A 21688-nucleotide genomic window follows, 5' to 3' on the forward strand; every position below is an offset into this window, starting at 1 on the left:
ACCCGGTTTTTTAATAAATCGGGTTTTTTATCAAGTAGACTATCCATTAAATTAAACTTGGCATGGCACTATCATTCCAGTAATTAAACTAAAATTTATGCAACCAATTTCTATAATCAATAGGTTAAAGCAGATGGTGAAAGTATTTTTTCTACTACTTTCCCTCTTTTACTACCAAAATCCAGTAGAGGCACAACCACAGCCAACTACCAAGCTTCTACCATTTTTTGATAATGTAGATAATCCAGTTACTGTTCATTTTCCTTTAGGACAAAAAGTCGATATTACACCACCACCACCGCAGCTAAATTCTTTTGACGAATCTGTATTAAAAATTTGTGGAACCATTGGTACAAGAGTAAGTGCTAACAATTTTCAAAAATTATTATCTTTTTATCCAAATGTGTTACAAAAAGTTCAACAAGCTAGCGGCGGTGAGCTGCGTCAGGGGCGTAAGAATAAAGCACAATTTATTGAAGATTTAACTAATATTTGGTTCAAACGTCACGGTTTTGAACATATATTTTGCGGCGAAATCTATAATGCTAATGATATTGGTGGCTTACATTTTTATGACAGATATTTACAGTTACAAAATGACGGTATAGGAGGACGTCTACCAAATAATCAAGGGCGAGAGGAAGTTATTCCTGGGATTATTTATACTATGGGTGTAGTGATTAAGCAAAAAAATCATACAGTCACAGATGTTATCAAAGGCTATGGCTATCTTAGTAATGCTGAAGAAATACTTTTAGATGCCACCAAAATATTTAAACTTCAAGGAAACAATGAGGGAACGTGTATTTATGATGTACGCGATCGCCAAACTGGTAAATCCTTTCCTACAGTTTTTATCAGAGAAGAAAAAGCAATTATGACCTATTATCCTGACGCTACTCCTCAAGGTGCAAAATGTATAAGTCCAACGGGAGATTAGAGATTGAAGAGGATCATAAAAATTAAGCAAATAATTTCCTCTTTTAATATTTATTAATAGCCTGTGCTAAGCAGATAAAAAAAGAAATGAAATTAGAAACAAGCCACTTGCTAATACGTGAGTTTGTCGAGGCAGATTTGCAAGCAATTTTTGCTTATCAATCTGACCCTTTATATTTGCTTTATAGTAACTGGATGCATCGTACACAGAAAGATACCTGTGAGTTTGTTCAAATGTTTATTAATCAACAAAAAGAGCTGCCACGAACAAAGTTTCAGTTAGCTGTTATTCTCAAACAAGAAAATCAACTCATTGGTAATTGTGGTATCCGTGTTAACGACTTAGAACTGAGAGAAGCAAACATCGGTTATGAACTAAACCCTGAGTATTGGGGACAAGGTTATGCAACAGAAGCAGCAGAGGCCATTTTAAAGTTCGGCTTTGAAGAATTACAAATGCATCGTATTTGGTCTTGGTGTGTTGCAGAAAATATCGCTTCTTTTAAGGTACTAGAAAAAATTGGTATGCGTCGTGAAGGTCATCTGCAAGAAAAAGAGTTAATTAAAGGTAAATGGTACGACAATTTTCTTTACGCTATCCTTGATCGCGAGTGGAAGAAATAGCAGCTATCTGTCTATTTTTAAAGTAGTTTGAGATTGAGTTAAGTACACATACTCAGTGTTTCCGATTTATCTATAGCATCAAGTGAATAGTATACTAGTACTATTTTGTATTTGGGATCAATAGCTAAGACTTGTTGATAAGGAGTTAGTGCCTGGTCGAACTGCTGCTGCTGGTAGTTAACTGCTTAGGCAAATAACTGGGCAGCATTGAGGGATTGCTGCCTGTTGGGAAGCTGCTTTATATTACCAAGGCTGGACGATGGTGAATCCAAGGTTTAGCCGCTTCTATTTGTGCTGCTAGGCTGATGAGTGTAGCTTCAGCTGTTGGCTTGCCAATTAGCTGCACACTGATGGGTAAACCCTTACTATCAAATCCTACAGGAATTGCGATCGCTGGTTGTCCAGTTGCATTTGCTGGCGGACAAGGGGCAACCCATCGAATAATATTTTGGAATGTTTCTTCTGGACTCAAATTTGCCCATTCTCCAACCCGGATGGGTGAATGTAAATAAACTGGCAATACCAGCACATCTACGGTATCGAAAAACGCTACAATTTGCCGTGCCACTACTTGCATTTTGGCAACTGCTTGTAGATATTCAGCCACAGAACCTGTGCGAGCAAATAGCCAGCGATTCAGCGGCTGCAAGGCTTCAACTGGAAGTCCAGACGCCGCTACCCCAGCTTGCCAGACAATTTGAAATGGTTCAACCAAACCGCTAAAATCTGGAGATTTCTGTTCAACTTGATAACCGAGTTGTTCTAACAACTCGACTGTTTCTCGCACACCTTGCTGACAGTTGGCGTCAGCTTCTCCCAAAGGAAAAATGCTAGTGTCAAAAGCTATTCGCAAAGCGCCAGGTTTTGTTTGGCTGGCGGCGAGAAATGATGTTTCGGGATCTGGTAACCAGTAAGGATCGCCTGTAACATAGCCAGATATGGTATCCAGAAGCGCAGCAGCATCAGCTACAGTCCTAGCTATTGGGCCGTTGGTGGCAATTCCGGCGAGGCGTTCGCCGACGGGTGCTTTACTCACCCTACCCCGCGATGGTTTGAGTCCCACTAAACCACAACAAGCCGCAGGACCGCGAATCGAACCGCCACCATCAGAACCTTGAGCGATGGTGCATAATCCTGCTGCTACCCCCGCCGCCGCACCACCACTGGAACCGCCAGCAGTGTATTCTAAATTCCAAGGATTTCTGGCTGGGGGAAAACCCGTAGGTTCGCTGTAAGGGAATGAACCTAATTCAGAAGTGGCTGTTTTTCCGAGAATAGTAAAACCAGCTTGTTTAATTCGTGTTACAACTCCATCATCATAGTTAGCGATATTATTGATTAATGCCGGATTTCCATAGGTACACGTAACACCTACTACAGAATTCAGGTCTTTAATCGAAATTGGCACACCGAAAAATGGCGGTAGTTCTAAGGTAGTTGTCAGTAATTCTGTTTTGGCTTTGGCATCTGCGATCGCCATTTCCGCCGTGACTGTAAAATAACTTCCTAATTGGGGATTCAACCGCTCAATCCGTTCTAAATATATTTCTACCAACTCTAGCGGTGATACTTCCTGGCGACGGATTAATTGCGCTAACTCTAGTGCTGGAGTAAATGCTAAATCAACTTCATTCATACGTTAGTGAATTGGTAATTTTGCCTTTGTCTGGGACTTTTAAACTGAAATTGTTACTTTAGTAGGATTTTCGGGAACTATAAATTCTATAGTTCTTGAAATTTGTCATTCATTTAGGATGTTCAGATGCAATAGGCGGGGTTATGTTCTTACTCCAGTCATTCTAATTGTTTGGCAGATATTTTCGAAAAATCCCTAAGGGGTATTTATGGCTAACTTAGAATTACTTGTTAATGAACTACCAAAATTGATTCAAAGTCTGAAGCTGACTATTGGCAATTCTCGTGAAATCATGCAACAAATTATTCCAATAAATAATGCTCACGAACAACTCAAGAATATTCAAAAGTTAATTGCTCAAGAGTTAAATTTTAACAATATCAAAAGTTCGTCTGTTACACTTCCTCGAACTGGTACAGTCACTAGTTTATTTATGCCAAATATTGAATTAGTAAATCTAGGTATAGCTGCAAACTTTGGTAATTTAGAAACTAAACTTTCATTAACTGATTTACAAAAAAAAATTGAAGTTTGGATTGAATGGGGTTATTTTTTACAAGCTTTAGCTGCTGATATTCTCAGTGATGTTCAGTTGGTGAATCAACTTAATTTTGATAGCCAGCATCTTAGTTTGCCAAATAGATTTAAAGCAATTGCTGAAAACTTACAAATTAACTTAATTGACAACTATAATAATTTGCAGTGTCAACTTCAAAAAATCAGCAATTATCAAAAAGAATTATTACAATTACAACAAAAAATAAATGATATTTATAATGCTATAAAAAATAGTCATAGTTTATTAGATATATTATTAGGAGTTTCCGCTTTTTGTGGAAAATCTGGATTTACTTTAGAGTGGCTAGATGATGACCATGAACTAATTATCTCAAGTGATGGCAAAGTTCAAGAATTGACTTATATTTTGAATGATTGTGATATTTTTAAAGAGCAAATTGCTACTTTAATTATCCAGGCTGACATTTTAAGGGAACAAGCAGAAAATGCTCTGAAAAAGATTGAACAGCAAAGTACTAAAAAAATAATTATTCATAAATGGTTAGAAAATTTAACAACTTTTTTTATACAAGAAATAGCAGGTTCAGTTTTTATTTTAATCTCAATTTTATTATTTAGTTTTAATTTTTCGCAAAGGCAAGACCAAAACTCGCAATTACAAAGTATAAGCTTAACTCAAGAGCAAAAAGCGATCGCTAATTTTCAATCTGCTCAACAACTCGCTATGCAGGCTGCTTCTCTTGTTCAAAAACCGCCACATTCTCTCCCAGTCTGGCTAGAAGCAGAAACTAAATGGTATCAGGCAATCTACTTATTAGATAATATTCCCGCTCAAACATCAGTTGATCAGCAAGCAAAAAATAAATTAGCTGATTATCGAATTAACTATAATGCTATCAGCCAAAGAGTCTTAACTGAAAAAAAAGCAGTCACTAACTTCAAACAAGCCCAAAAACTAGCAATAGAAGCAACTTTATTTGTACAAAATTCGCCTTATTCACTAAGAATTCGCCAGCAAGCAAAAAATAAATGGAAGCAAGCAATTAATATACTAGAAGCTATTCCAGAGAATAGCTCTGTCTCTATACAAGCTAAAGAAACGCTTCCTATTTATAAAGCTAACTATGCTGCTATTAAATAATTTAAAACTAAGTAGACGAGCGGCAAAATTTCTCCTTGGCATAAGGCAGAAGGCAAAAAGGTTTGAACCTTATTCATCTCTCTTTACGTGGTTAGGCTTATTTGTGCCTACCTACTTCAGAAAATTTTAGATTTTGCAAAAAGTCTTTTGCTAGGTTTGCTTTGTTGGCGCAGCTCGCCGCAGCCAAAAGTGTCAGCTTTTACTTTATTTTTCAAGCTAGGTAGTTGCTAGTTCGGAATTTCGATACTCATCGAATGACTAACGATTGAGAATTAAATACAGTGATTCTACTAAATTTAATATTTTATTTATTTTCTGTGGTACTTTACGTAGCGATCGCTCAAACACTGGTAGATTAGGCTTTTTTGATAACTTGTTTGTATTTAACGTGTAATATTATACATCAAAAATGAGCTTTATAATACTTTTCTTTTCAAATAAAAACTATATATTTTGCACATCTAGCACAGTAGGAAACGCCGAGGGGGAGATTGGGTAAAAGGTATAAGGTAAAAGGTACAAAATTATTAAGGTAAATTTCCTTCTTCATTTTTGCTCACTTTCTATCCTTATGGCGCAAGCATTTTCCCTGCTCCATCTTGGCGTTTTAATTTTTCCTTCATCCGTTGCAGCAAGCTCACAACAGCTGCGACGGATTTTTGCTTTCTTTAGTTTCTGCTATATAAATGCTAAATAAATCTAGACATTTATTTCTTAGTTTATAGGTAGCATGAGAGCGGCTACCCTTGAATAAGCTTTCACGCTTTAGCCAAACGCAATAAATTAATTAACTCCAACTTTAGTTCTTGTAAACCTTGTTGGTATTTAAGTAAATAACTTTGATTTAATAGTTTGTCAAGATGTTTGTAACATTTTTTTATCAAAAGAGAATAAACTCGTCAGTTATCAGAACTCATACTAAGTTGCGTTCACAACGAGCGATTGAACTATGCAACTTAAAAGTGCATCAGCTTACTCTTGTGCTCCAGCCTTTTGCAGACTTCGCACTACATTTTGATAACCATTAAATTCTGCAATCATCAAAGCAGTGTAACCGCCGCAGTTTTTCAAATTTACATCTGCTCCAGCTTGGACTAATAACCGCACAATCTCTCCATAACCCGCCGAACCAGCCCACATCAATGCTGTTGCTCGCGCTGAGTCTTGAAAATTCACATCTGCTCCCTTTGCTAAAAGCATTTGTATCACCTGTGCGTGCCGGCGTTCGGTTGCCTTAATCAAAGCACTTTTGCCATCATCTGCTGAAATATTGGCATCAGCACCATAATCTAGCAGTACTTTCACTGTTTGGCTGTGCCCTTGTGATGCAGCCAGCGTCAAAGGTACTTCACCGAGGTTTTTGCCATTGATATTTCCTCCAGAACGCAGCAGTGCTTCGACAATTTGGCTGTGTCCCTGTAACGCTGCTACCAGCAATGGGGTATCACCCAGGTGGTTTCTAATTTGGACATCTGCACCCTTGTTGAGTAAGACTTGCACCACATCAACGTAGCCTTCGACAACGGCAAGGTGTAAGGCAGTTTCACCATCTCGATCTTGAAGATTAATCTCGGCACCTCGATCTAGTAAAGCAGATGCGATCGCACTATACCCTGCTGCTACCGCCACCGACAACGCAGTTGTACCATCGGCGTTTTTCACCCTCACATCACCACCTGCCGCCAACAGTGCTTGGACAACTTCTAAATGTCCCAAGTCAGCCGCTAACATCAAGGATGTTTCACCTTCCTCATCTAAGACGTTGACATCTACATTGGTTTGGAGGATTGCTTTGATAACTTCTAGGTGTGCGTGCTTAACTGCCAGCTTCAAAGCCGTATCATCATCTTTGTCAGCGATGTCCACCTTTGCACCGCCAGCCAATAAAACTCTTACTACATCCAGATTACCTTTGAGTACTGCTGCCATTAAAGCTGTGCTGCCATCTTCATTAATGGCATTGACATCAGCACCTTTGGATACTAAAAGTTGCACAATGTCAAGCTGTTTGGCGCTAGCTGCTAACATCAAAGCTGTCAAACCATAAAGTTTTCTTTTCAAATTGATATTTGCCCCAGCATCAAGCAGCGATCGCACAATTTCTGTGTAGCCTAGATTGGCAGCAAACATTAATGCCGTAGTGCCTTGGCGATCGCAGGCGTCTACCCTCGCACCAGCAGCCAGTAGCGCACATAGCCCCTTGATATCCCCACTTTTAGCAGCCTTCAGTAGCAAACTGTCGTTGTTTTCAGTCATCGATCAGATCCCACACAGGGAAGTTTGATTCGTCTATCCTCAAAATTCAGCTTAAGCCAAAATATGTCCAAACGACTGTCTCGATTTTCTGCTCAACTCTAATCAATTGCACTCTCACTTCTTCTTCAATTTGTGCAACTTCAACTACAGAAAATAGAGTTATGCTAATTTTTATGAAGATTTCTTTAATAATTGGACGAGGACACGATGAGTCTGGAACTTTCTCCGTCGGTAAAATATTGGCTGAACTTCATTCATCCGGTGATTATGTGGGCGCTACTAGCACTCTCAATTTATGCTGCCTATTTAGGGTTGCAAGTACAGCGTACTAGAAATGCTCAGGGGGAAGAAAAGAAAGAGCTGATAAAAGGTAGATATAACATCAAACATTACCAAATAGGGTCTATAATCCTAGCTTTTATGGTGACAGGTGCAATTGCAGCGATGGCTGTCACTTACATCAATAATGGCAAGTTGTTTGTAGGACCTCACCTACTAGCAGGATTGGGGATGATGATTCTAATTGCATTTTCTGCGGCTATGTCTCCCTATATGCAAAAAGGAGCAAATTGGGCACGTGCAACTCACATTGTGCTGAATTTCACGCTTTTAGGACTTTTTGCTTGGCAGGCTCTCACTGGGGTACAAATTGTCCAAAAACTTCTCACTCAAGCATAGTTCAGTAGTTATTTGTCTTTTGTTACAAAGTGACGATTCTGTCTTGAAAAGTTCAGATGGGCAAAAGCCGCCGCTCCGACTTTTCGCTGCGTCGCTAACGCTTCGCTAACTGATGCCTCCGGCAAGCCGCCCTTTGGGCGTCTACGCCGGAAGTCGGCGCACACTGCAAGAAGCCGCAGAAGCGTCTACAGACTTCGCGCTTTGTTCTTTGTCATCAACAAATGACAAAGGACAAAGAACTGTTAACTCAGCGCTTTTTTTTAGAATCAAGAGGAAAGGGTATTTGCAAAAATTTATGAAAATCTTGTTGGACTTTGCGAGTTAAGCGGCGGGAGACTTGGCGAACAATTTGATTAAGTAAGCGATCGCCTGTAGATTGAATTAAAGATTTGGGTAATCGCTCAATAAATCTGGGAAAGTGTAAATAAACTATTAAATCTAACTCCCATTCAACTGTTGTAACCTCTCCTATATCAGTAGAAACATCACTTGCTACATTTTCTATTAACTTGAGAGATGCCCGATAATCTACGTCATAACCAGGCGGGTGGTAGTCGGGAATGGGAATTGTGCGGATGCGGTAAATACCTTCCTCTGGAGGTAATAATTCCAAACCAATTTTCGGTTCTACTTCGTAACCAAAAGAACCAAAACGACCAATTACTAGAGCATAGCCATTTTCTCCCAACGGTTGCACCTTCATCGGTTCAGCGCAGCGCGAAAACCATGAACTGTGAGAATTGAGATACTCAGCAACCTTCACGGCTGGGGCAAACATTTCCATACAGTCTTGATAACGACCGTAAAACTTTGTTAGCGTCGCTACATTTGCTGGGGTTAATGTGTCGTCCGCTTCTATTTCTAAGGATTGATACTCGCCGTTTCTTAAAAGCATAAATGCATTAGGTATATCTTTGGCGTTTGTCTATATTAATAATTCCCCGCTGACTTGAGTCGTTTCGCACAAATATCCTATTTTGACAGAAACCTCAATAATCTGCCATCAAGTCCATAGAATCACTAAAATAAAGAACTAAACAAGCACACAATAGTTTCCCAGGATAGCATTTCTTATGAAAGCATTTGTAGCAGGGGCAACGGGTGAAACAGGTCGCCGAATAGTGCAAGAATTGGTAGCGCGGAATATTCCTGTCCGAGCCTTAGTCCGGGATATAGAAAAAGCTAAGGGTATTGTGTCTCCTGAAGCCGAATTGGTAGTAGGCGACGTGTTACAACCAGAAACTTTGGTTGCTGCGTTAGGAGATAGCACAGTTGTGTTGGTTGCTACTGGAGCAAAACCTAGCTTTGACCCTACTGGCCCCTATAAAGTAGATTTTGAAGGTACGAAAAATTTAGTTGATGCTGCTAAAGCAAAGGGAATTGGGCAGTTTGTTTTTGTTTCTTCTTTGTGTACGTCCCAGTTGTTCCATCCACTTAACTTGTTTTGGCTGATTTTGGTGTGGAAAAAGCAAGCTGAAGAATACATCCAGAAAAGTGGTCTTACCTATACAATTGTCCGACCTGGTGGATTAAAGAACGAAGATAATAGTGACTTGATTGTGATGCAGGGTGCCGATACCCTGTTTGACGGTAGCATTCCTCGGCAAAAAGTTGCCCAAGTTAGCGTCGAGGCACTGTTAGAACCAGCTGCACGTAATAAAGTTGTCGAAATTGTTGCCAAGCCACAAGCCGCCTCAAAAACTTTTGCAGAGCTATTTCAACAGTGTTGATCGCAATCTGCACATCTTAACTTTCACTTTGCCAAGAGTAGGGAGTAGTGTAAATTACAGTTAAAGCGATCGCTTTTAGACAAAACAGTGATCGCTTTTCATAATTCTTATATCCTGAGAATTAAATAAAAAATACGTGTGTTATAGAGCGTGATATAATCCAGGATATTTTGACTGGATATAACCCAAGTTTTTTGGCGATGTAAATGACTTTAGGCAACAAATACTTGTTGTCACCAAAATTTAAACACACAACGAATATTTCTCAAAAATGGAGCTAAGCGGATTCGAACCGCTGACCCCCTCAATGCCATTGAGGTGCTCTACCAACTGAGCTATAACCCCTTACAATGCGTTCCACACATTAACCTATTTCTCGCTGCTTTGTCAAGCTTTTGCTAAGAGACTTAAATTATCTCTCATATTATTTAGCCCCTTTTAGGACACTTGCAACAAATAGGTCATACAGTGACCCATTAAAAAGTAGACTACTAACATAGCAGCAGCCGCCAAAGCAACCAATGTACCAGCCAGCATCAGAGAGAATTCCTTATTCTCGTAGGCTCTTTCCATTAGGTGCAGCGACCATGCCACTAAGGCAACATCAAAAAGTAAAATAGGAAGCAACATATTTATTAATATTTATTAATACATGTAAACCAATCTTAACATCCTTTTGATTAAGTGTGTCTAACCTAAGATAGATGCGATGAATTCATAAACAATGAATTAGGAACACAAGCGTACAGGTAGATGCCGATCAGACAAATAATTTTTGATTTGGGCGACACTTAATTGACCGTAATGTAAGAGCGATGCCAGTAATGCTGCTTCAGCTTTGCCTTCTGTTAAAGCTTCGTATATATGCTGGCAATTACCCGCCCCGCCAGAAGCAATAACTGGAATTTCTACAGCTTCTGCGATTGCCCGTGTTAACTCTAGGTCATATCCAGCTTGGGTTCCATCAGCATCCATACTTGTAATTAGTAGTTCTCCGGCCCCCCGTTTTTCAACTTCTTCTGCCCACAGTAGAGCATCTAAGCCTGTATTTTCCCTGCCACCACGTACATATACATCCCAACCCGGATTTTTCGGGCTGACTCTGCGTCTAGCATCAATAGCAACAACTATACATTGATTCCCGAAGCGATCGCTTGCCCGATTAATTAAGTCTGGTTCGCGTACTGCCGCAGAATTAATACTAACCTTGTCTGCCCCAGCTCGTAACAAAGCTTTAACATTTTCTAAGGATTGGATACCGCCACCTACTGTCAATGGAATGAAGACTTGTTCAGCAGTGCGGTAAACAACATCTAAGATAATACCTCGGTCTTCATGAGTGGCTGTAATATCCAGAAATACTAACTCATCGGCACCGGCTTGGTTGTAAACCTTTGCTAGTTCTACCGGATCGCCTGCATCTTGCAAGTTGACAAAATTAACTCCTTTTACAACCCGCCCCGCCTTCACATCTAAGCACGGTAAGATTCTTTTAGATAACATAGTAATTTTTGTACTTCTAGGTAATTGGCCGGAATTTAAATTTTAAATTGGCGCGGGTATGCACAAACGAAAATTTTCACAGATATAGAGTATGGGGCATTGTGCATTGGTTATTTCTCCCCCTGCTTCCCCTGCTCCCCCTGCTCCTCCACCCAGTCCCCTAAAAAGTAGATAGCTGAATTATGGCGATAATCTCCTCGAAAAAACAGCCTCCAGAACCCAATGGAGAACCAAAACAGCGTCGGGAATCGGCGAAAGCAGCATCCACGAACAATATTTTGCAAGCTGAAGCTGCTATTGATGAACAAGACAGACAGGAAGAAAGTATTCGACCGCAGCGATTTGCCGATTACATTGGGCAAAAAGATTTAAAGGATGTACTAGACATTGCCATCAAAGCAGCTAAGTCTCGTGGTGAAGTGCTGGATCACTTGCTGCTATATGGACCGCCAGGATTGGGTAAAACCACAATGGCAATGATTTTAGCATCGGAAATGGAGGTAAATTACAAAATTACCAGTGCCCCAGCGCTGGAACGTCCCCGAGATATTGTCGGGCTACTGGTCAACATGAAACCAGGGGATATCTTATTCGTGGACGAAATTCATCGCCTCTCGCGGATGACAGAAGAAATTCTCTATCCGGCGATGGAAGATTATCGGTTAGATATTACTATTGGTAAGGGTTCAAGCGCTCGGATTAGAAGTTTGCCGTTGTCAAAGTTTACCTTAGTAGGAGCTACAACCAGGGTAGGTGCTTTAACTTCACCACTGCGCGATCGCTTTGGCTTAGTTCAGAAGCTGCGATTTTATGAAGTTGATGAACTGAGTAAAATTGTACTGCGAAGCGCTGAATTACTTAAAACCCCCGTTACAGAAGATGGTGCAGCAGAAATAGCGCGGCGCTCGCGTGGAACACCACGAATTGCTAATAGATTACTTAAACGAGTACGTGATTATGCACAAGTAAAATTATCTGGAGAAATTACTGAAAGTGTTGCATCGGAGGCATTGCAACTATTCCAAGTAGACCCGTGTGGCTTAGATTGGACAGATCGGCAGATGCTCAGTGTAATTATTGAACAATTTAACGGTGGCCCAGTGGGATTAGAAACAATGGCAGCTGCAACAGGTGAAGATACCCAAACAATTGAAGAGGTATACGAACCTTACCTGATGCAAATTGGCTATTTAACTAGGACTCCACGTGGGAGGATGGCGACAAAAGCAGCATACAAGCATTTAGGATTTACGCCGCCTAGCGAACAATTGTCGTTATTGTAATTAGGGAAAATTGGGCAAAGAGGGAGTGCTGATTGTTGAGTGTTGACTGTTGAGCCTCACCAAAGACCTTCTGTTGCTCAAATCAGGAGTTAACAACTAAAAGTTATTCTCCCCCTACCTCCTTATTTCCCCACTCCCCACTCACTTACGGTAAACCCAGATGATGAAGTTGATTGGTATTTTTCTCAGTTTGTTACTTGTATTTGGCTGGGGTACACCAGTGATGGCACAATCTCAATTGCCAAACTTTAGTCCAGAGCAATTAAAACAAGGTGATGAGTGGGCAAATCAGGCTTTTGTCGCTACAAATAAGGGTGATTTTGCCACGGCCGAAACTTACTGGACAAAGATTATTGAGCAATTTCCCACGAATGCGGGGGCGTGGAGTAACCGAGGAAATTCGCGGGTGAGTCAGAACAAATTACAAGCGGCGCTGGGAGATTACAACAAAGCCATAGAACTTGCTCCAAATGCCACCGATCCTTATTTGAATCGCGGTGCTGCGTTGGAAGGGTTGGGAAAATGGCAAGAAGCGATCACAGATTATAATCATGTCCTAGAATTAGATCCTAACGATGCGATGGCATATAATAATCGCGGTAATGCCAAAGCTGGTTCAGGAAAATGGGATTTGGCGATCGCTGATTATAAAAAATCTAATCAGATAGCTCCGAATTTTGCTTTTGCTCGTGCTAACTATGCCCTCGCCCTTTATGAAACTGGTCAAATCGACCAAGCAATCCGGGAAATGCAAAATATAGTCCGCAAATATCCCAAATTTGCTGATATGCGTGCTGCTCTCACCGCTGCTTACTGGGTAAATGGAAAGCAAGGGGAAGCTGAAAGTAACTGGGTGGCTGCTTATGGACTCGATAACCGTTATAAGGACATCAACTGGGTAACAAATATCCGTCGTTGGCCTGCGAGTATGGTAGTGGCTTTAGATAAGTTTCTAAAACTCCAGTAGGCAAGTTATAGCGAAAGTCATCTCAACAAGACTAGATTAGCTAATACTTTGCTTTGCCAACACAGCAGGGCCAGCAGTAACGATTACGATTTTATCTGGATGGACTAACTCCCTAGCTGCTTGATTGACTTCCTCAAGGGTGACTTTCTGGATTTTTTGAGTTAAGGAGTATAATTCAACTCTATTTAGTCCGTAGACTTCATTCATCAAAATTGTATCTGTTAATTCCTCTGGGTTTGCCAAGGAAACATTGTAGTTACCGATGAGGGTGCGTTTAGCTGTTTCTACTTCTAGCTGAGTGACGCCTTGTTGACGGATTTGCTGTAATATTTGGCGGGTACTGGCGATCGCTTTGGTGTTATCTTCAGCACTAGTTTGCATCTCAATCAAAAATGTCCCGGCATTTTTTCCAGCTTGAAAGTAGCTATAAATTCCATAGCTCAAACCTTGGCGATCGCGCACTTCTGTTCCCAGTCTACTAGATAGGGTATCGCCTCCCAAAATCTGGTTCAGCACTAGAACTGCGTAAAATCGAGGATCGTAACGGTTAATACCTGTGTAACCCATACAAGTTACAGCTTGAGCTTTACCTGCTAAGACTCGGCTGACACTGACTATTTTCTCTGGCAATGACACTGTAGGATATTTTAATGTCGGTGCTTGATTGCTAACTTGCCAGTCAGCAAAGTTGGCTTCAATGAGCGATCGCACTGACTCTAACTCAAAATCTCCCACTACTACTAGCACTGTTGTGTCAGGACGATAATGTTTAGCTTTAAAATCTATCGCATCCTGGCGTTTAATTCGCTGTAAACTTTCTTCTGTAGGAAAGGAGTTTAGGGGATGTTTTTTTGGGTAAATTGACTGAACAAGTATTCTTCTAGCTACTTGTGATGGTTCATCTAATTCTATTTGCAAATCGGTTAGAGTTTGTTGGCGATGCAGTTCTAATTCTTTGACGGGAAATGTACTATTTTTAAGAACATCTGCCAAAATTTCAATCAGTATTGACAAGTCTGGTGCTAAGCTATCACCTTCAATCTGCACACCTTCTGGGTAGGCTTGAAAATCTAGACATGCACCTCGTTCTCCCAAGGTTTTGGCGATTGTTAAGACATTTTTAGTTTTTGTACCACTAAGCAAATTTTCTGCGACAAAAGCAGCTAGTCCGGCTTTCTCATCTGAATCGAATTCCGTCCCAGCTTGAATGTAGCCACTCAGAGTAACAGTAGGAGTGCTAGGATCGGGTAACATCAATAGCCGCAGTCCGTTGTTCAATTTGAATTGCTGTGGTAATATCTGGGCAATGTTTTCTGTACGAGAGGTTGATGCTCCAGGACTCGCCACCACTTCGCTAACGCCAATGACAGCAACCAACGCATCTGTTACCAAATCCACGCTTGGTAAGTACTTCACCACTTCAGCAACATCTACAGGTGCTACAGCAGAGAAATTTTCCATCGTTTGAGTAAAATCTGGTTTATTACCAAGTTCTGTTGTTTGCTTCTGGGTTGGTTCAAAAAACCCTACTGTACGTGCTTCTGGTGTCAGGTATTTGTTAATTACAGCCATAACATCCATTGGTGTAACCAAACGGATAGCTGCTAAATAGCGGTCTGTATAGCGGTAATCATCAGCAGTAGTTTCATCATGACCCAATTGCATTGCTTGAGAAGTGATATCACGGTTACTCAAAATTACATCTGCTGTTAACTGAGTTTTGGCTCGTTCCACTTCCTCTAATGTCACACCTTTTTTTGCTGCATTGGCGATCGCACTGCTTAGCACTGAGTCAATTTTTTTTAAATTTTGTTTAGATGCAGCCGTCACCAATACCTCATACCAGCCAAATTCCCGCAAACTGGTAACGGATGCTGTAACTTCATGAGCTAAACCTGATTCCACCAACGCTTGATAAAGACGAGAATTCCGTCCCTCAGTCAAAATGTAATCTATCACATCCAGTGCAGGTACATCCGGTTGATTAATATCTGGTAACGGATAAACCGCCTGCAACAAGTGCCCTACTCCTGGTTCTCGTAATACTATGGGAGTAGTGTTAGGGGTAGCAGCGCGTTTAGCCTGTGCTGACTGTTTACTGTTGAGTAAAAAATTATTATTCTCTCCTGTGCTGCTCTGCTCCTGAAGCCCTCTGCTCCTTACCTTTGCATTGCTTTTAATCTCCACTTCCTGAGGATAGCGAGTTTCCCATTTCCTAACTCCTAACTCCTCAGTTGTGACTCTATTTGGTAATTTGCCAAATACTTCTTTAACAATTTCCAGAGTATTTGCCGTTTGAAAATCTCCAACCATTACTAAGACAGCATTATTGGGAGTGTAGAAATTGCGGTAATATTTTTCTACTTGGTCAAGTTCAAATTTTTTGACATCATCTGTAGTGCCACCTACAGGTAATCCATAGGCATGATTGGGAAATACTGCTTGCATTACGGCGCGATTGAGGCGATATTCTGGGCTATTCTCGTAACCTTGGAGTTCGGAAATTATTACTCGCTTTTCACTTGCTAGTTGTTCTGCTTCTATCTGGGAATTTTGCATTCTATCAGCTTCCAGCACTAAAAGTGCTTTGAGTTTGCTTCGTTCCACAGTCCCGTAATATGCTGTTTGGTCATAGCTGGTGAAAGCATTAGAATCACTACCTAAAGCACTAAACAAACGTCCAAATTGAATCGGACGATTTTTTGTGCCTTTAAACATCATGTGTTCTAATTGATGAGCAATACCATTTACTCCCGCTTCCTCGTTCCGCGAGCCTATTTTATACCATACTTGCACCGTTACCACAGGCGCAGTATGCACTTCCTTTGTGAGGACAATTAGACCATTTTCCAGTACTGTCTTGCAGACGTTTTCTGTCAGTGTTGAGGGCATTATTATTTTTATTAGCAAGCAAAACTTGTATTTTTATTTATATGTAAATTAAAACTATTTTCATTTATTTCAACCCAAATCTTGTGTAGGGGTACAGTAATATTCACTAGTGTCAATTTAATTTTTGAAAAAACTTAAGACTTTAAAAATCAAAGTAGATTATTACAGTTCAGCAACAATTAAGAAAAAGAATATATTAGCAATAAAATTTATTAAAAAGTTAAATTATGGCAGTTTTGCTAAAACACGAATAAATTCCAGAGGTAAGCCGTCAGTATCGGCGATAAAAACAACTTCGTAAATGCGATCGCCTATTTGCTGTTGTGTTGGTTCTAATAACACCTTTAATGGTTGTAATTCTTCTATTTTTAATACACGTTCTTGTAAACTTGTCAACCAGCTAGGTAAATCTGCCACAATCTCAGTTAAATCGAATGAAAGATGATAATATCCGACATAATGCTCATCAGCAAATGCGTCTGGGGCTGGTTTTGGTTCAGGGATTTGGATCAGTTCAATTCTGCCACCTAATCCTTCCATCCAGCAAGCTAAGGTGTAGCCTGTAGTGAAGCGTTCTGAAATTGTAAATCCTAAATGTTCGTAGAAAGCGATCGCTCGATGAATATTCGCTGTCCGAATAGAAGCGTGGTGCATATTTGTTCTCAGTCCTTGGTCATTTGTCAGTTGTCCTTTGCTGTAAAGTTATGATGAGGGATTTGGCTGGTCATAACTTTATACTTTGTCCTTCGTTATTCACTAATGACTAATACTTCGGGTTCGCTCAGTACAAGTGACAAATGACCAATGACCATTACTCAAATAACCTGAAATAAGGGTAGCGCACAGGGACACCAGGTTCTTTTTCCAAGTCAAAATTGATTACTTCCCAGCAGGGATCTTCTGGAGGATCGGGACTAAACTCTACAGGTAAACCGTACAATCGCGCAGCTGTTGCTTCTGGCTGTCCAGACCGCCAAGGTGTACTGCGTTCTAAGTAGCCACTCATCAATTCCTGATAGCGTCGAGCAATAATTACTCGTGTTGCTCGATAGCCTTGGGTATACAGCTTGTCTAACGCTTCATGAATTTCAAACCGGATACCATCAGGATGAGTATGCTGTCTATACCATTCATTATTCCACCGCCGCCAATGACGCCCTGATTGCAAATGGATTAGCTCTCCATTTTTCGGGTTAGCTTCAAAAGCGCCATGACGCGGACATAAATAGGTATCTGTTAGTGTCAACGCCGGAATAGTCTGCCGACAGTGGGGACACTGTATTTCAGGGCCAAATATTGGGTACTGCAAGCCTGGATTCATCATGAAGTGCGTACAAACATAATTTTGTCTTTACCAGCACTAAACACTAGTAGGTTGGGTTATACACTTCGGCTCCGCCACTTTGGGATATTTACTCACTGCAAGCTCAACAAATAAATCCTGGGTCGTGAGTTTTAAGTTTTGCATGAAGAACTCTCCTTCAACTCAACACTCATCGGTACTTCGTTAAGCAACTCAGTACTCCTGAATCTAGAGGCTTGACGCTGTGATATCCTGGTTGTGCAACCAGCCTCAAAGGTTGGAGTTTCTCCAGTGTTCCTGGGTACCATACTAATATTCTATCGTGTCTACCGCTTCTTACTGGACATCTGTCGATTTTTCTCAAGCTGCCTTCATTGCAGCCAATGCTGTTGTTATTGGTTCGGTAAACATAGCACCCAAAGTGAGCATTTGGTATGGAGCAGTGGTTAGGGGAGATGTTGAACGCATTGAAATTGGCGAATGCACGAATATTCAGGACGGGGCAATTTTACATTGCGATCCTGGTTTTCCCACAATCATAGAAGATCATGTGACGATAGGGCATCGTGCTGTGGTACATTCGGCTTACATTGAGCGTGGAAGTTTAATCGGTATTGGGGCAGTGATTTTAGACGGTGTACGAGTGGGTACTGGTAGTATTATTGGCGCTGGTGCAGTGGTAACTAAAAATGTACCTCCCTTATCTTTGATAGTCGGCATTCCTGGCAAAGTACAACGTCAAGTAACAGAAGTTGAAGCCGCTGAACTTATCGAACACGCTAAGCGTTACGAGAAGTTAGCTTTAGTTCATGCAGGTAAAGGTACTGATATTGGCTTTGGTAAGGCTTAGCAGTGGGAGATGTGATTCGACTATGCGGTAGTTAAATCTCGACTTCGCTCGATTTTTACCTAGTCAAAACTCACCAACCCAAAGATGAGAAAAATGTTAACAGAGGAGAGAATAATAACTCTTCACTTAAAAACAGCAAGTGCGTTGCGTATTTTCCCCCATAGAAGCAACTGGGTCTCAACACTTAACATTAGCCCTTTAATTAATAATTTAAACATTCTTTACATATCAATTGGGAAAAATTGCCCACTTCAGCTAAAAATAAAAATGAGAGAAGTTGACAAAACTTTAATTTCTACTTAAAAGAGGGGTTCTAGATATGGATATCGATTTCCGTTTAGCTATCGTTTTAGCACCAGTTGCTATTGCTGCTGGCTGGGCAGTATTTAATATTGGTGCTGTGGCTTTAAGGCAAATTCAAGGCTTTTTAGATAGGGAAGCCTAAATTAGGCTTAATATCATTATTTTCCAACCGACTGTTTCTCTTTACTAGGACAGTCGGTTTTATTCATAGCGAGCATTGGAAGTGCGGAGTGAGGAGTTATTCTGCTCCTAAAGCCCTTTTGCTCCCCATTTCCCTATTACCCCTTATCCCCACAGGGGGCCCACCTTCCCCATTTACTCTTCCCGTGGATATCGATTCTGTAATCCAACCTCTGCAACGCTTTGGTGTCCATCTAGGACTTGATCGCATTGTCAATCTCTTGAGAAATCTTGGTAATCCCCATCACCAAGTTCCGGTAATTCACGTTGCTGGCACCAATGGGAAAGGTTCCGTTTGTGCTTATCTTTCCTCGGTACTCACTGAGGTTGGTTATCGTACAGGACGCTACACCTCGCCCCATTTAGTTAATTGGACGGAACGTATTTGTCTCAATGAACAGCCAATTTCAGCTGAAGAACTAAAGCAATTGTTGCAAACAGTCCAAGCCGCGATTCCTGCTAACGAGCAATCACCAACTCAATTTGAAGTAATTACCGCAGCAGCTTGGTTGTATTTTGCCCAAGCTAAAGTTGATGTCGCAGTTGTAGAAGTCGGACTAGGAGGGCGCTTGGATGCTACCAATGTCTGTTTAGAACCTTTAGTAACAATCATCACTTCTATTAGCCGGGAACACTGGCAACAACTTGGCCCCACGATTTCTGATATTGCTAGAGAAAAAGCGGGTATTCTCAAACGTGGATGCCCTGTTGTGGTAGGGCCATTGCCACCAGATGCCGAAGATGTGGTGCGATCGCGTGCTTTAGAATTAGAATGCCCAATTTTTACGCCTCAACCCGCCCGTCAAATCTCCACAGAATCGGCAGAATATTTATCAATACAAAATTCAAAATTAATTAAATATCCATTGGCATTAGCCGGACAAATTCAGTTAACTAATTCAGCTTTGGCTTTAGCTGCTTTGGAAATTCTCCAAAAACAAGGTTGGCAGATTTCTGAAGCAGCCATCATCAACGGAATGGCAAAAACTCAATGGCTGGGGCGGATGCAATGGACTAGTTGGAAAAATCATCAATTATTACTTGATGGCGCTCACAATCCCGCCGCAGCCCAAGTTCTCCGTCAGTATGTCGATAGCTTAAATACAGTCAAACACAAGCCTGTAAATTGGATAATGGGAATGTTTGCTGATAAAGATTGTGCTGATATTTTTACAGCTTTACTGCGACCAAGTGACCATCTTTTTTTAGTACCAATACCAGTAGAATCTTGGCCAGGCCGAACTTCTGCTGACCTAGATGAATTAGCCAATTTAGCTGACACTGCCTGTCCAGAATTAAGCGATCGCCAGAAGTATCCAGATTTATTCACAGCATTAGAAGCCGTAATATCAACCGCCACCACAGACGATTTAATCGTTATATGTGGTTCGCTTTACTTAGTAGGCAATTTTTTAGCAACTACTAATATAATTCGTAAATCATAATTACAAATTACGAATTAAAAATTTACCTTTGATTCCACTGTTGTGCGGCATCTTCTACCGCTTTATCTACTGTTTTATCGCCTAGCATTGCTGCTTGTAAGTTCTCATAAACTGCTTTTTGCAATTGATTAAAATCCTTCAAAGTGGGAGTTAATATTTCTGCGTGTTGTAATTCCTTAGCACTGATGACTCGCGCTTTTTCTATTGTTGAAGCATTAGCTGGAATATCTTTAAAATAGCTGTCAGACAATGCTTTGACTGTGGAAGGTAAAACATTCGCGGCTTTTGCAAAGGCTAACTGATTTTCATCATTGGTGACAAATAAAGCAAACTTCACGGCGGCGTCTGGTTGTTTGCTGTCGCGAGGAATAACTATGTTCATCACAGCGACATTTTTCTTACCTGTGTTGCCGGTGAGTTGGGGCGCTATTTCTGAAGCTTGAGCAATTTTCGGAGCATTATTAGCGATCGCTTTGAGAAACTCTGGCCCAGAAGCTAGAAACACTGTTTCTCCAGATTGGTACAAATCAATCGCGTGGCGATGTCCTTGAGTCAAAGCCTCTTTAGGTAATAAGCCTTTTTTATACAAGTCTACCCAATACTGAAATGCTGCTTTCCCTTGTGGCGAATTAAACGCAGCTTTACCTTCGGTATCTATTAAAGTCACTCCCATTTGCACAAAAGATTCTAGTACTTCCCCAGAATCTTGCGGTACAAATGTCACAAAAAAAGCATATTTTCCAGTCTTATCTTTAATTTGTTGCGCTATTTGTGCTAATTCTGCGTAAGTAGCAGGTGGTTTACTGATACCTGCTTGTTTTAATAAATCGGTGTTATAAATGGTTAACCGTGTAGTGAGATACCAGGGAATTCCAAAACTCTTACCATTAAGCGTAGAAGATTCCCAAATATTCGGTAGATAGGAGGAACGTACATCATTTGGAACTTTTGTATCCAAATCTAACCAAGCATTTCGTCCTGCAAGTTGAGAAGCAAAACCGGGATTGAGGTTAACAACATCAGGTGGCGTTTTTCCTGAGACAGCTGCTAATATTTTGTTTTCCATTGCTGCCCAAGGTACATCAACCCAGTTAACCTTTATACCAGAATTTTGCGATTCAAAATTTGTAATCAGGCTTTTGAAGTAGTCAGTAAATTGAGGTTGGAGTTGCATCGTCCAAAACTCAATCGTTGTGCCTTTTGAAGTAGCTTGTTTTGTATCTGTACCAACATTACCTGTACTGCAACTTACAATCCAACTAGTTAACACGCCAAGCAGTAGTAAAGCAGTAAATTGTTTAAATTTTCGTAATTGAATCATTTTCCCAGTATTTTTACGCTTGATCGGGCTGAAAATCTTATGCAGAATTGACGAGATTATAGGCTAAATCAATTACCAGTATTAGAGATAACTAGGGAATGGGGACTGGGGATCGGGG

General features: G+C 40.7%; 19 protein-coding genes and 1 tRNA gene. 10 read left to right on the forward strand and 10 right to left on the reverse strand.

Annotation, left to right across the window (positions count from 1 at the left end):
- Window positions 1-133 precede the first annotated feature (133 nt).
- Together FCR06_RS04035 and FCR06_RS04040 are read left to right on the forward strand one after the other, a co-directional pair.
- Window positions 134-940: an EndoU domain-containing protein gene (locus tag FCR06_RS04035; RefSeq protein WP_138497571.1), complete on the forward strand. Its 807-nt coding sequence runs from the start codon at window positions 134-136 to the stop codon at window positions 938-940.
- Window positions 941-1026: 86 nt separating this feature from the next.
- Complete coding sequence (locus FCR06_RS04040; RefSeq protein WP_138497572.1) at window positions 1027-1563, forward strand: GNAT family N-acetyltransferase; 537 nt, start codon at window positions 1027-1029, stop codon at window positions 1561-1563.
- A 238-nt stretch (window positions 1564-1801) separates the two neighbouring features.
- On the opposite strand, the gene FCR06_RS04045 is transcribed toward FCR06_RS04040, so the two are convergent.
- Window positions 1802-3199 carry an amidase gene (locus FCR06_RS04045; protein WP_138497573.1) on the reverse strand — a complete coding sequence of 466 codons (1398 nt, stop codon included), beginning with the start codon at window positions 3197-3199 and terminating at the stop codon, window positions 1802-1804.
- Between the two features lie 208 nt (window positions 3200-3407).
- Between FCR06_RS04045 and FCR06_RS04050 the strand changes: the two genes are divergently transcribed.
- On the forward strand, window positions 3408-4859 hold the full coding sequence (locus FCR06_RS04050; RefSeq protein ID WP_138497574.1) for a hypothetical protein: 1452 nt from the start codon (window positions 3408-3410) through the stop codon (window positions 4857-4859).
- 972 nt (window positions 4860-5831) lie between these two features.
- Here the strand turns inward: FCR06_RS04050 and FCR06_RS04055 are convergent.
- Window positions 5832-7115: an ankyrin repeat domain-containing protein gene (locus FCR06_RS04055; protein ID WP_138497575.1), complete on the reverse strand. Its 1284-nt coding sequence runs from the start codon at window positions 7113-7115 to the stop codon at window positions 5832-5834.
- A gap of 207 nt (window positions 7116-7322) precedes the next feature.
- Here FCR06_RS04055 and FCR06_RS04060 point away from each other — a divergent pair, with 207 nt between their 5' ends.
- Window positions 7323-7793, forward strand: a complete 471-nt coding sequence (locus FCR06_RS04060; protein ID WP_138497576.1) for a DUF4079 domain-containing protein — start codon at window positions 7323-7325, stop codon at window positions 7791-7793.
- Window positions 7794-8040: 247 nt separating this feature from the next.
- On the opposite strand, the gene FCR06_RS04065 is transcribed toward FCR06_RS04060, so the two are convergent.
- Window positions 8041-8688, reverse strand: a complete 648-nt coding sequence (locus FCR06_RS04065; protein ID WP_138497577.1) for a DUF1997 domain-containing protein — start codon at window positions 8686-8688, stop codon at window positions 8041-8043.
- A 178-nt stretch (window positions 8689-8866) separates the two neighbouring features.
- On the opposite strand from FCR06_RS04065, the gene FCR06_RS04070 reads away from it, so the two are divergent.
- On the forward strand, window positions 8867-9523 hold the full coding sequence (locus FCR06_RS04070) for an NAD(P)H-binding protein (protein WP_138497578.1): 657 nt from the start codon (window positions 8867-8869) through the stop codon (window positions 9521-9523).
- A 272-nt stretch (window positions 9524-9795) separates the two neighbouring features.
- On the opposite strand, the gene FCR06_RS04075 is transcribed toward FCR06_RS04070, so the two are convergent.
- The 3 genes from FCR06_RS04075 to hisF form a co-directional block, all read right to left on the reverse strand.
- Window positions 9796-9868 (reverse strand) — tRNA-Ala (locus tag FCR06_RS04075).
- A 93-nt stretch (window positions 9869-9961) separates the two neighbouring features.
- On the reverse strand, window positions 9962-10153 hold the full coding sequence (locus FCR06_RS04080; protein WP_073644843.1) for a hypothetical protein: 192 nt from the start codon (window positions 10151-10153) through the stop codon (window positions 9962-9964).
- 99 nt (window positions 10154-10252) lie between these two features.
- On the reverse strand, window positions 10253-11026 hold the full coding sequence (gene hisF / locus FCR06_RS04085) for an imidazole glycerol phosphate synthase subunit HisF (RefSeq protein WP_138497579.1): 774 nt from the start codon (window positions 11024-11026) through the stop codon (window positions 10253-10255).
- A gap of 182 nt (window positions 11027-11208) precedes the next feature.
- Here hisF and ruvB point away from each other — a divergent pair, with 182 nt between their 5' ends.
- The gene (ruvB, locus tag FCR06_RS04090; protein WP_138497580.1) at window positions 11209-12309 is read left to right on the forward strand and encodes a Holliday junction branch migration DNA helicase RuvB; all 1101 of its coding nucleotides are present in this window, start codon (window positions 11209-11211) and stop codon (window positions 12307-12309) included.
- Between the two features lie 160 nt (window positions 12310-12469).
- Window positions 12470-13276 carry a tetratricopeptide repeat protein gene (locus tag FCR06_RS04095; RefSeq protein ID WP_138497581.1) on the forward strand — a complete coding sequence of 269 codons (807 nt, stop codon included), beginning with the start codon at window positions 12470-12472 and terminating at the stop codon, window positions 13274-13276.
- A gap of 36 nt (window positions 13277-13312) precedes the next feature.
- Here FCR06_RS04095 and FCR06_RS04100 read toward each other — a convergent pair whose 3' ends face one another.
- The 3 genes from FCR06_RS04100 to FCR06_RS04110 all read right to left on the reverse strand — a co-directional run bounded on the left by FCR06_RS04100 (window position 13313) and on the right by FCR06_RS04110 (window position 17492).
- Window positions 13313-16168 carry a M16 family metallopeptidase gene (locus tag FCR06_RS04100; RefSeq protein ID WP_138497582.1) on the reverse strand — a complete coding sequence of 952 codons (2856 nt, stop codon included), beginning with the start codon at window positions 16166-16168 and terminating at the stop codon, window positions 13313-13315.
- Between the two features lie 225 nt (window positions 16169-16393).
- Entirely contained in the window at window positions 16394-16822 is a 429-nt protein-coding gene (locus FCR06_RS04105) for a VOC family protein (RefSeq protein WP_138497583.1), read from the reverse strand.
- 157 nt (window positions 16823-16979) lie between these two features.
- The gene (locus FCR06_RS04110) at window positions 16980-17492 is read right to left on the reverse strand and encodes a TIGR02652 family protein (protein WP_138497584.1); all 513 of its coding nucleotides are present in this window, start codon (window positions 17490-17492) and stop codon (window positions 16980-16982) included.
- A gap of 301 nt (window positions 17493-17793) precedes the next feature.
- Between FCR06_RS04110 and FCR06_RS04115 the strand changes: the two genes are divergently transcribed.
- The 3 genes from FCR06_RS04115 to FCR06_RS04125 all read left to right on the forward strand — a co-directional run bounded on the left by FCR06_RS04115 (window position 17794) and on the right by FCR06_RS04125 (window position 20249).
- Entirely contained in the window at window positions 17794-18321 is a 528-nt protein-coding gene (locus tag FCR06_RS04115; protein ID WP_138497585.1) for a gamma carbonic anhydrase family protein, read from the forward strand.
- A gap of 319 nt (window positions 18322-18640) precedes the next feature.
- Complete coding sequence (locus FCR06_RS04120) at window positions 18641-18766, forward strand: photosystem II protein Y (RefSeq protein ID WP_138497586.1); 126 nt, start codon at window positions 18641-18643, stop codon at window positions 18764-18766.
- Between the two features lie 184 nt (window positions 18767-18950).
- Window positions 18951-20249 (forward strand): bifunctional folylpolyglutamate synthase/dihydrofolate synthase, encoded by a 1299-nt coding sequence (locus tag FCR06_RS04125; RefSeq protein ID WP_138497587.1) that lies wholly within the window; start codon window positions 18951-18953, stop codon window positions 20247-20249.
- A gap of 22 nt (window positions 20250-20271) precedes the next feature.
- On the opposite strand, the gene FCR06_RS04130 is transcribed toward FCR06_RS04125, so the two are convergent.
- The gene (locus FCR06_RS04130; protein WP_138497588.1) at window positions 20272-21570 is read right to left on the reverse strand and encodes an ABC transporter substrate-binding protein; all 1299 of its coding nucleotides are present in this window, start codon (window positions 21568-21570) and stop codon (window positions 20272-20274) included.
- Window positions 21571-21688 lie beyond the last annotated feature (118 nt).

Source organism: Nostoc sp. PA-18-2419 (assembly GCF_005869855.1).
GTDB lineage: Bacteria > Cyanobacteriota > Cyanobacteriia > Cyanobacteriales > Nostocaceae > Nostoc.

Excerpts from the sequence above, each read along its gene's own strand:
- FCR06_RS04105 (WP_138497583.1), bottom strand. The coding sequence starts at position 16,822 with ATGCACCACGCTTCTATTCGGACAGCGAATATTCATCGAGCGATCGCT.
- FCR06_RS04040 (WP_138497572.1), top strand. The coding sequence starts at position 1,027 with ATGAAATTAGAAACAAGCCACTTGCTAATACGTGAGTTTGTCGAGGCA.
- FCR06_RS04055 (WP_138497575.1), bottom strand. The coding sequence starts at position 7,115 with ATGACTGAAAACAACGACAGTTTGCTACTGAAGGCTGCTAAAAGTGGG.
- hisF (WP_138497579.1), bottom strand. The coding sequence starts at position 11,026 with ATGTTATCTAAAAGAATCTTACCGTGCTTAGATGTGAAGGCGGGGCGG.
- FCR06_RS04050 (WP_138497574.1), top strand. The coding sequence starts at position 3,408 with ATGGCTAACTTAGAATTACTTGTTAATGAACTACCAAAATTGATTCAA.
- FCR06_RS04045 (WP_138497573.1), bottom strand. The coding sequence starts at position 3,199 with ATGAATGAAGTTGATTTAGCATTTACTCCAGCACTAGAGTTAGCGCAA.
- FCR06_RS04130 (WP_138497588.1), bottom strand. The coding sequence starts at position 21,570 with ATGATTCAATTACGAAAATTTAAACAATTTACTGCTTTACTACTGCTT.
- FCR06_RS04080 (WP_073644843.1), bottom strand. The coding sequence starts at position 10,153 with ATGTTGCTTCCTATTTTACTTTTTGATGTTGCCTTAGTGGCATGGTCG.
- FCR06_RS04100 (WP_138497582.1), bottom strand. The coding sequence starts at position 16,168 with ATGCCCTCAACACTGACAGAAAACGTCTGCAAGACAGTACTGGAAAAT.
- FCR06_RS04070 (WP_138497578.1), top strand. The coding sequence starts at position 8,867 with ATGAAAGCATTTGTAGCAGGGGCAACGGGTGAAACAGGTCGCCGAATA.
- FCR06_RS04060 (WP_138497576.1), top strand. The coding sequence starts at position 7,323 with ATGAGTCTGGAACTTTCTCCGTCGGTAAAATATTGGCTGAACTTCATT.
- FCR06_RS04120 (WP_138497586.1), top strand. The coding sequence starts at position 18,641 with ATGGATATCGATTTCCGTTTAGCTATCGTTTTAGCACCAGTTGCTATT.
- ruvB (WP_138497580.1), top strand. The coding sequence starts at position 11,209 with ATGGCGATAATCTCCTCGAAAAAACAGCCTCCAGAACCCAATGGAGAA.
- FCR06_RS04095 (WP_138497581.1), top strand. The coding sequence starts at position 12,470 with ATGATGAAGTTGATTGGTATTTTTCTCAGTTTGTTACTTGTATTTGGC.
- FCR06_RS04065 (WP_138497577.1), bottom strand. The coding sequence starts at position 8,688 with ATGCTTTTAAGAAACGGCGAGTATCAATCCTTAGAAATAGAAGCGGAC.
- FCR06_RS04110 (WP_138497584.1), bottom strand. The coding sequence starts at position 17,492 with ATGATGAATCCAGGCTTGCAGTACCCAATATTTGGCCCTGAAATACAG.
- FCR06_RS04035 (WP_138497571.1), top strand. The coding sequence starts at position 134 with ATGGTGAAAGTATTTTTTCTACTACTTTCCCTCTTTTACTACCAAAAT.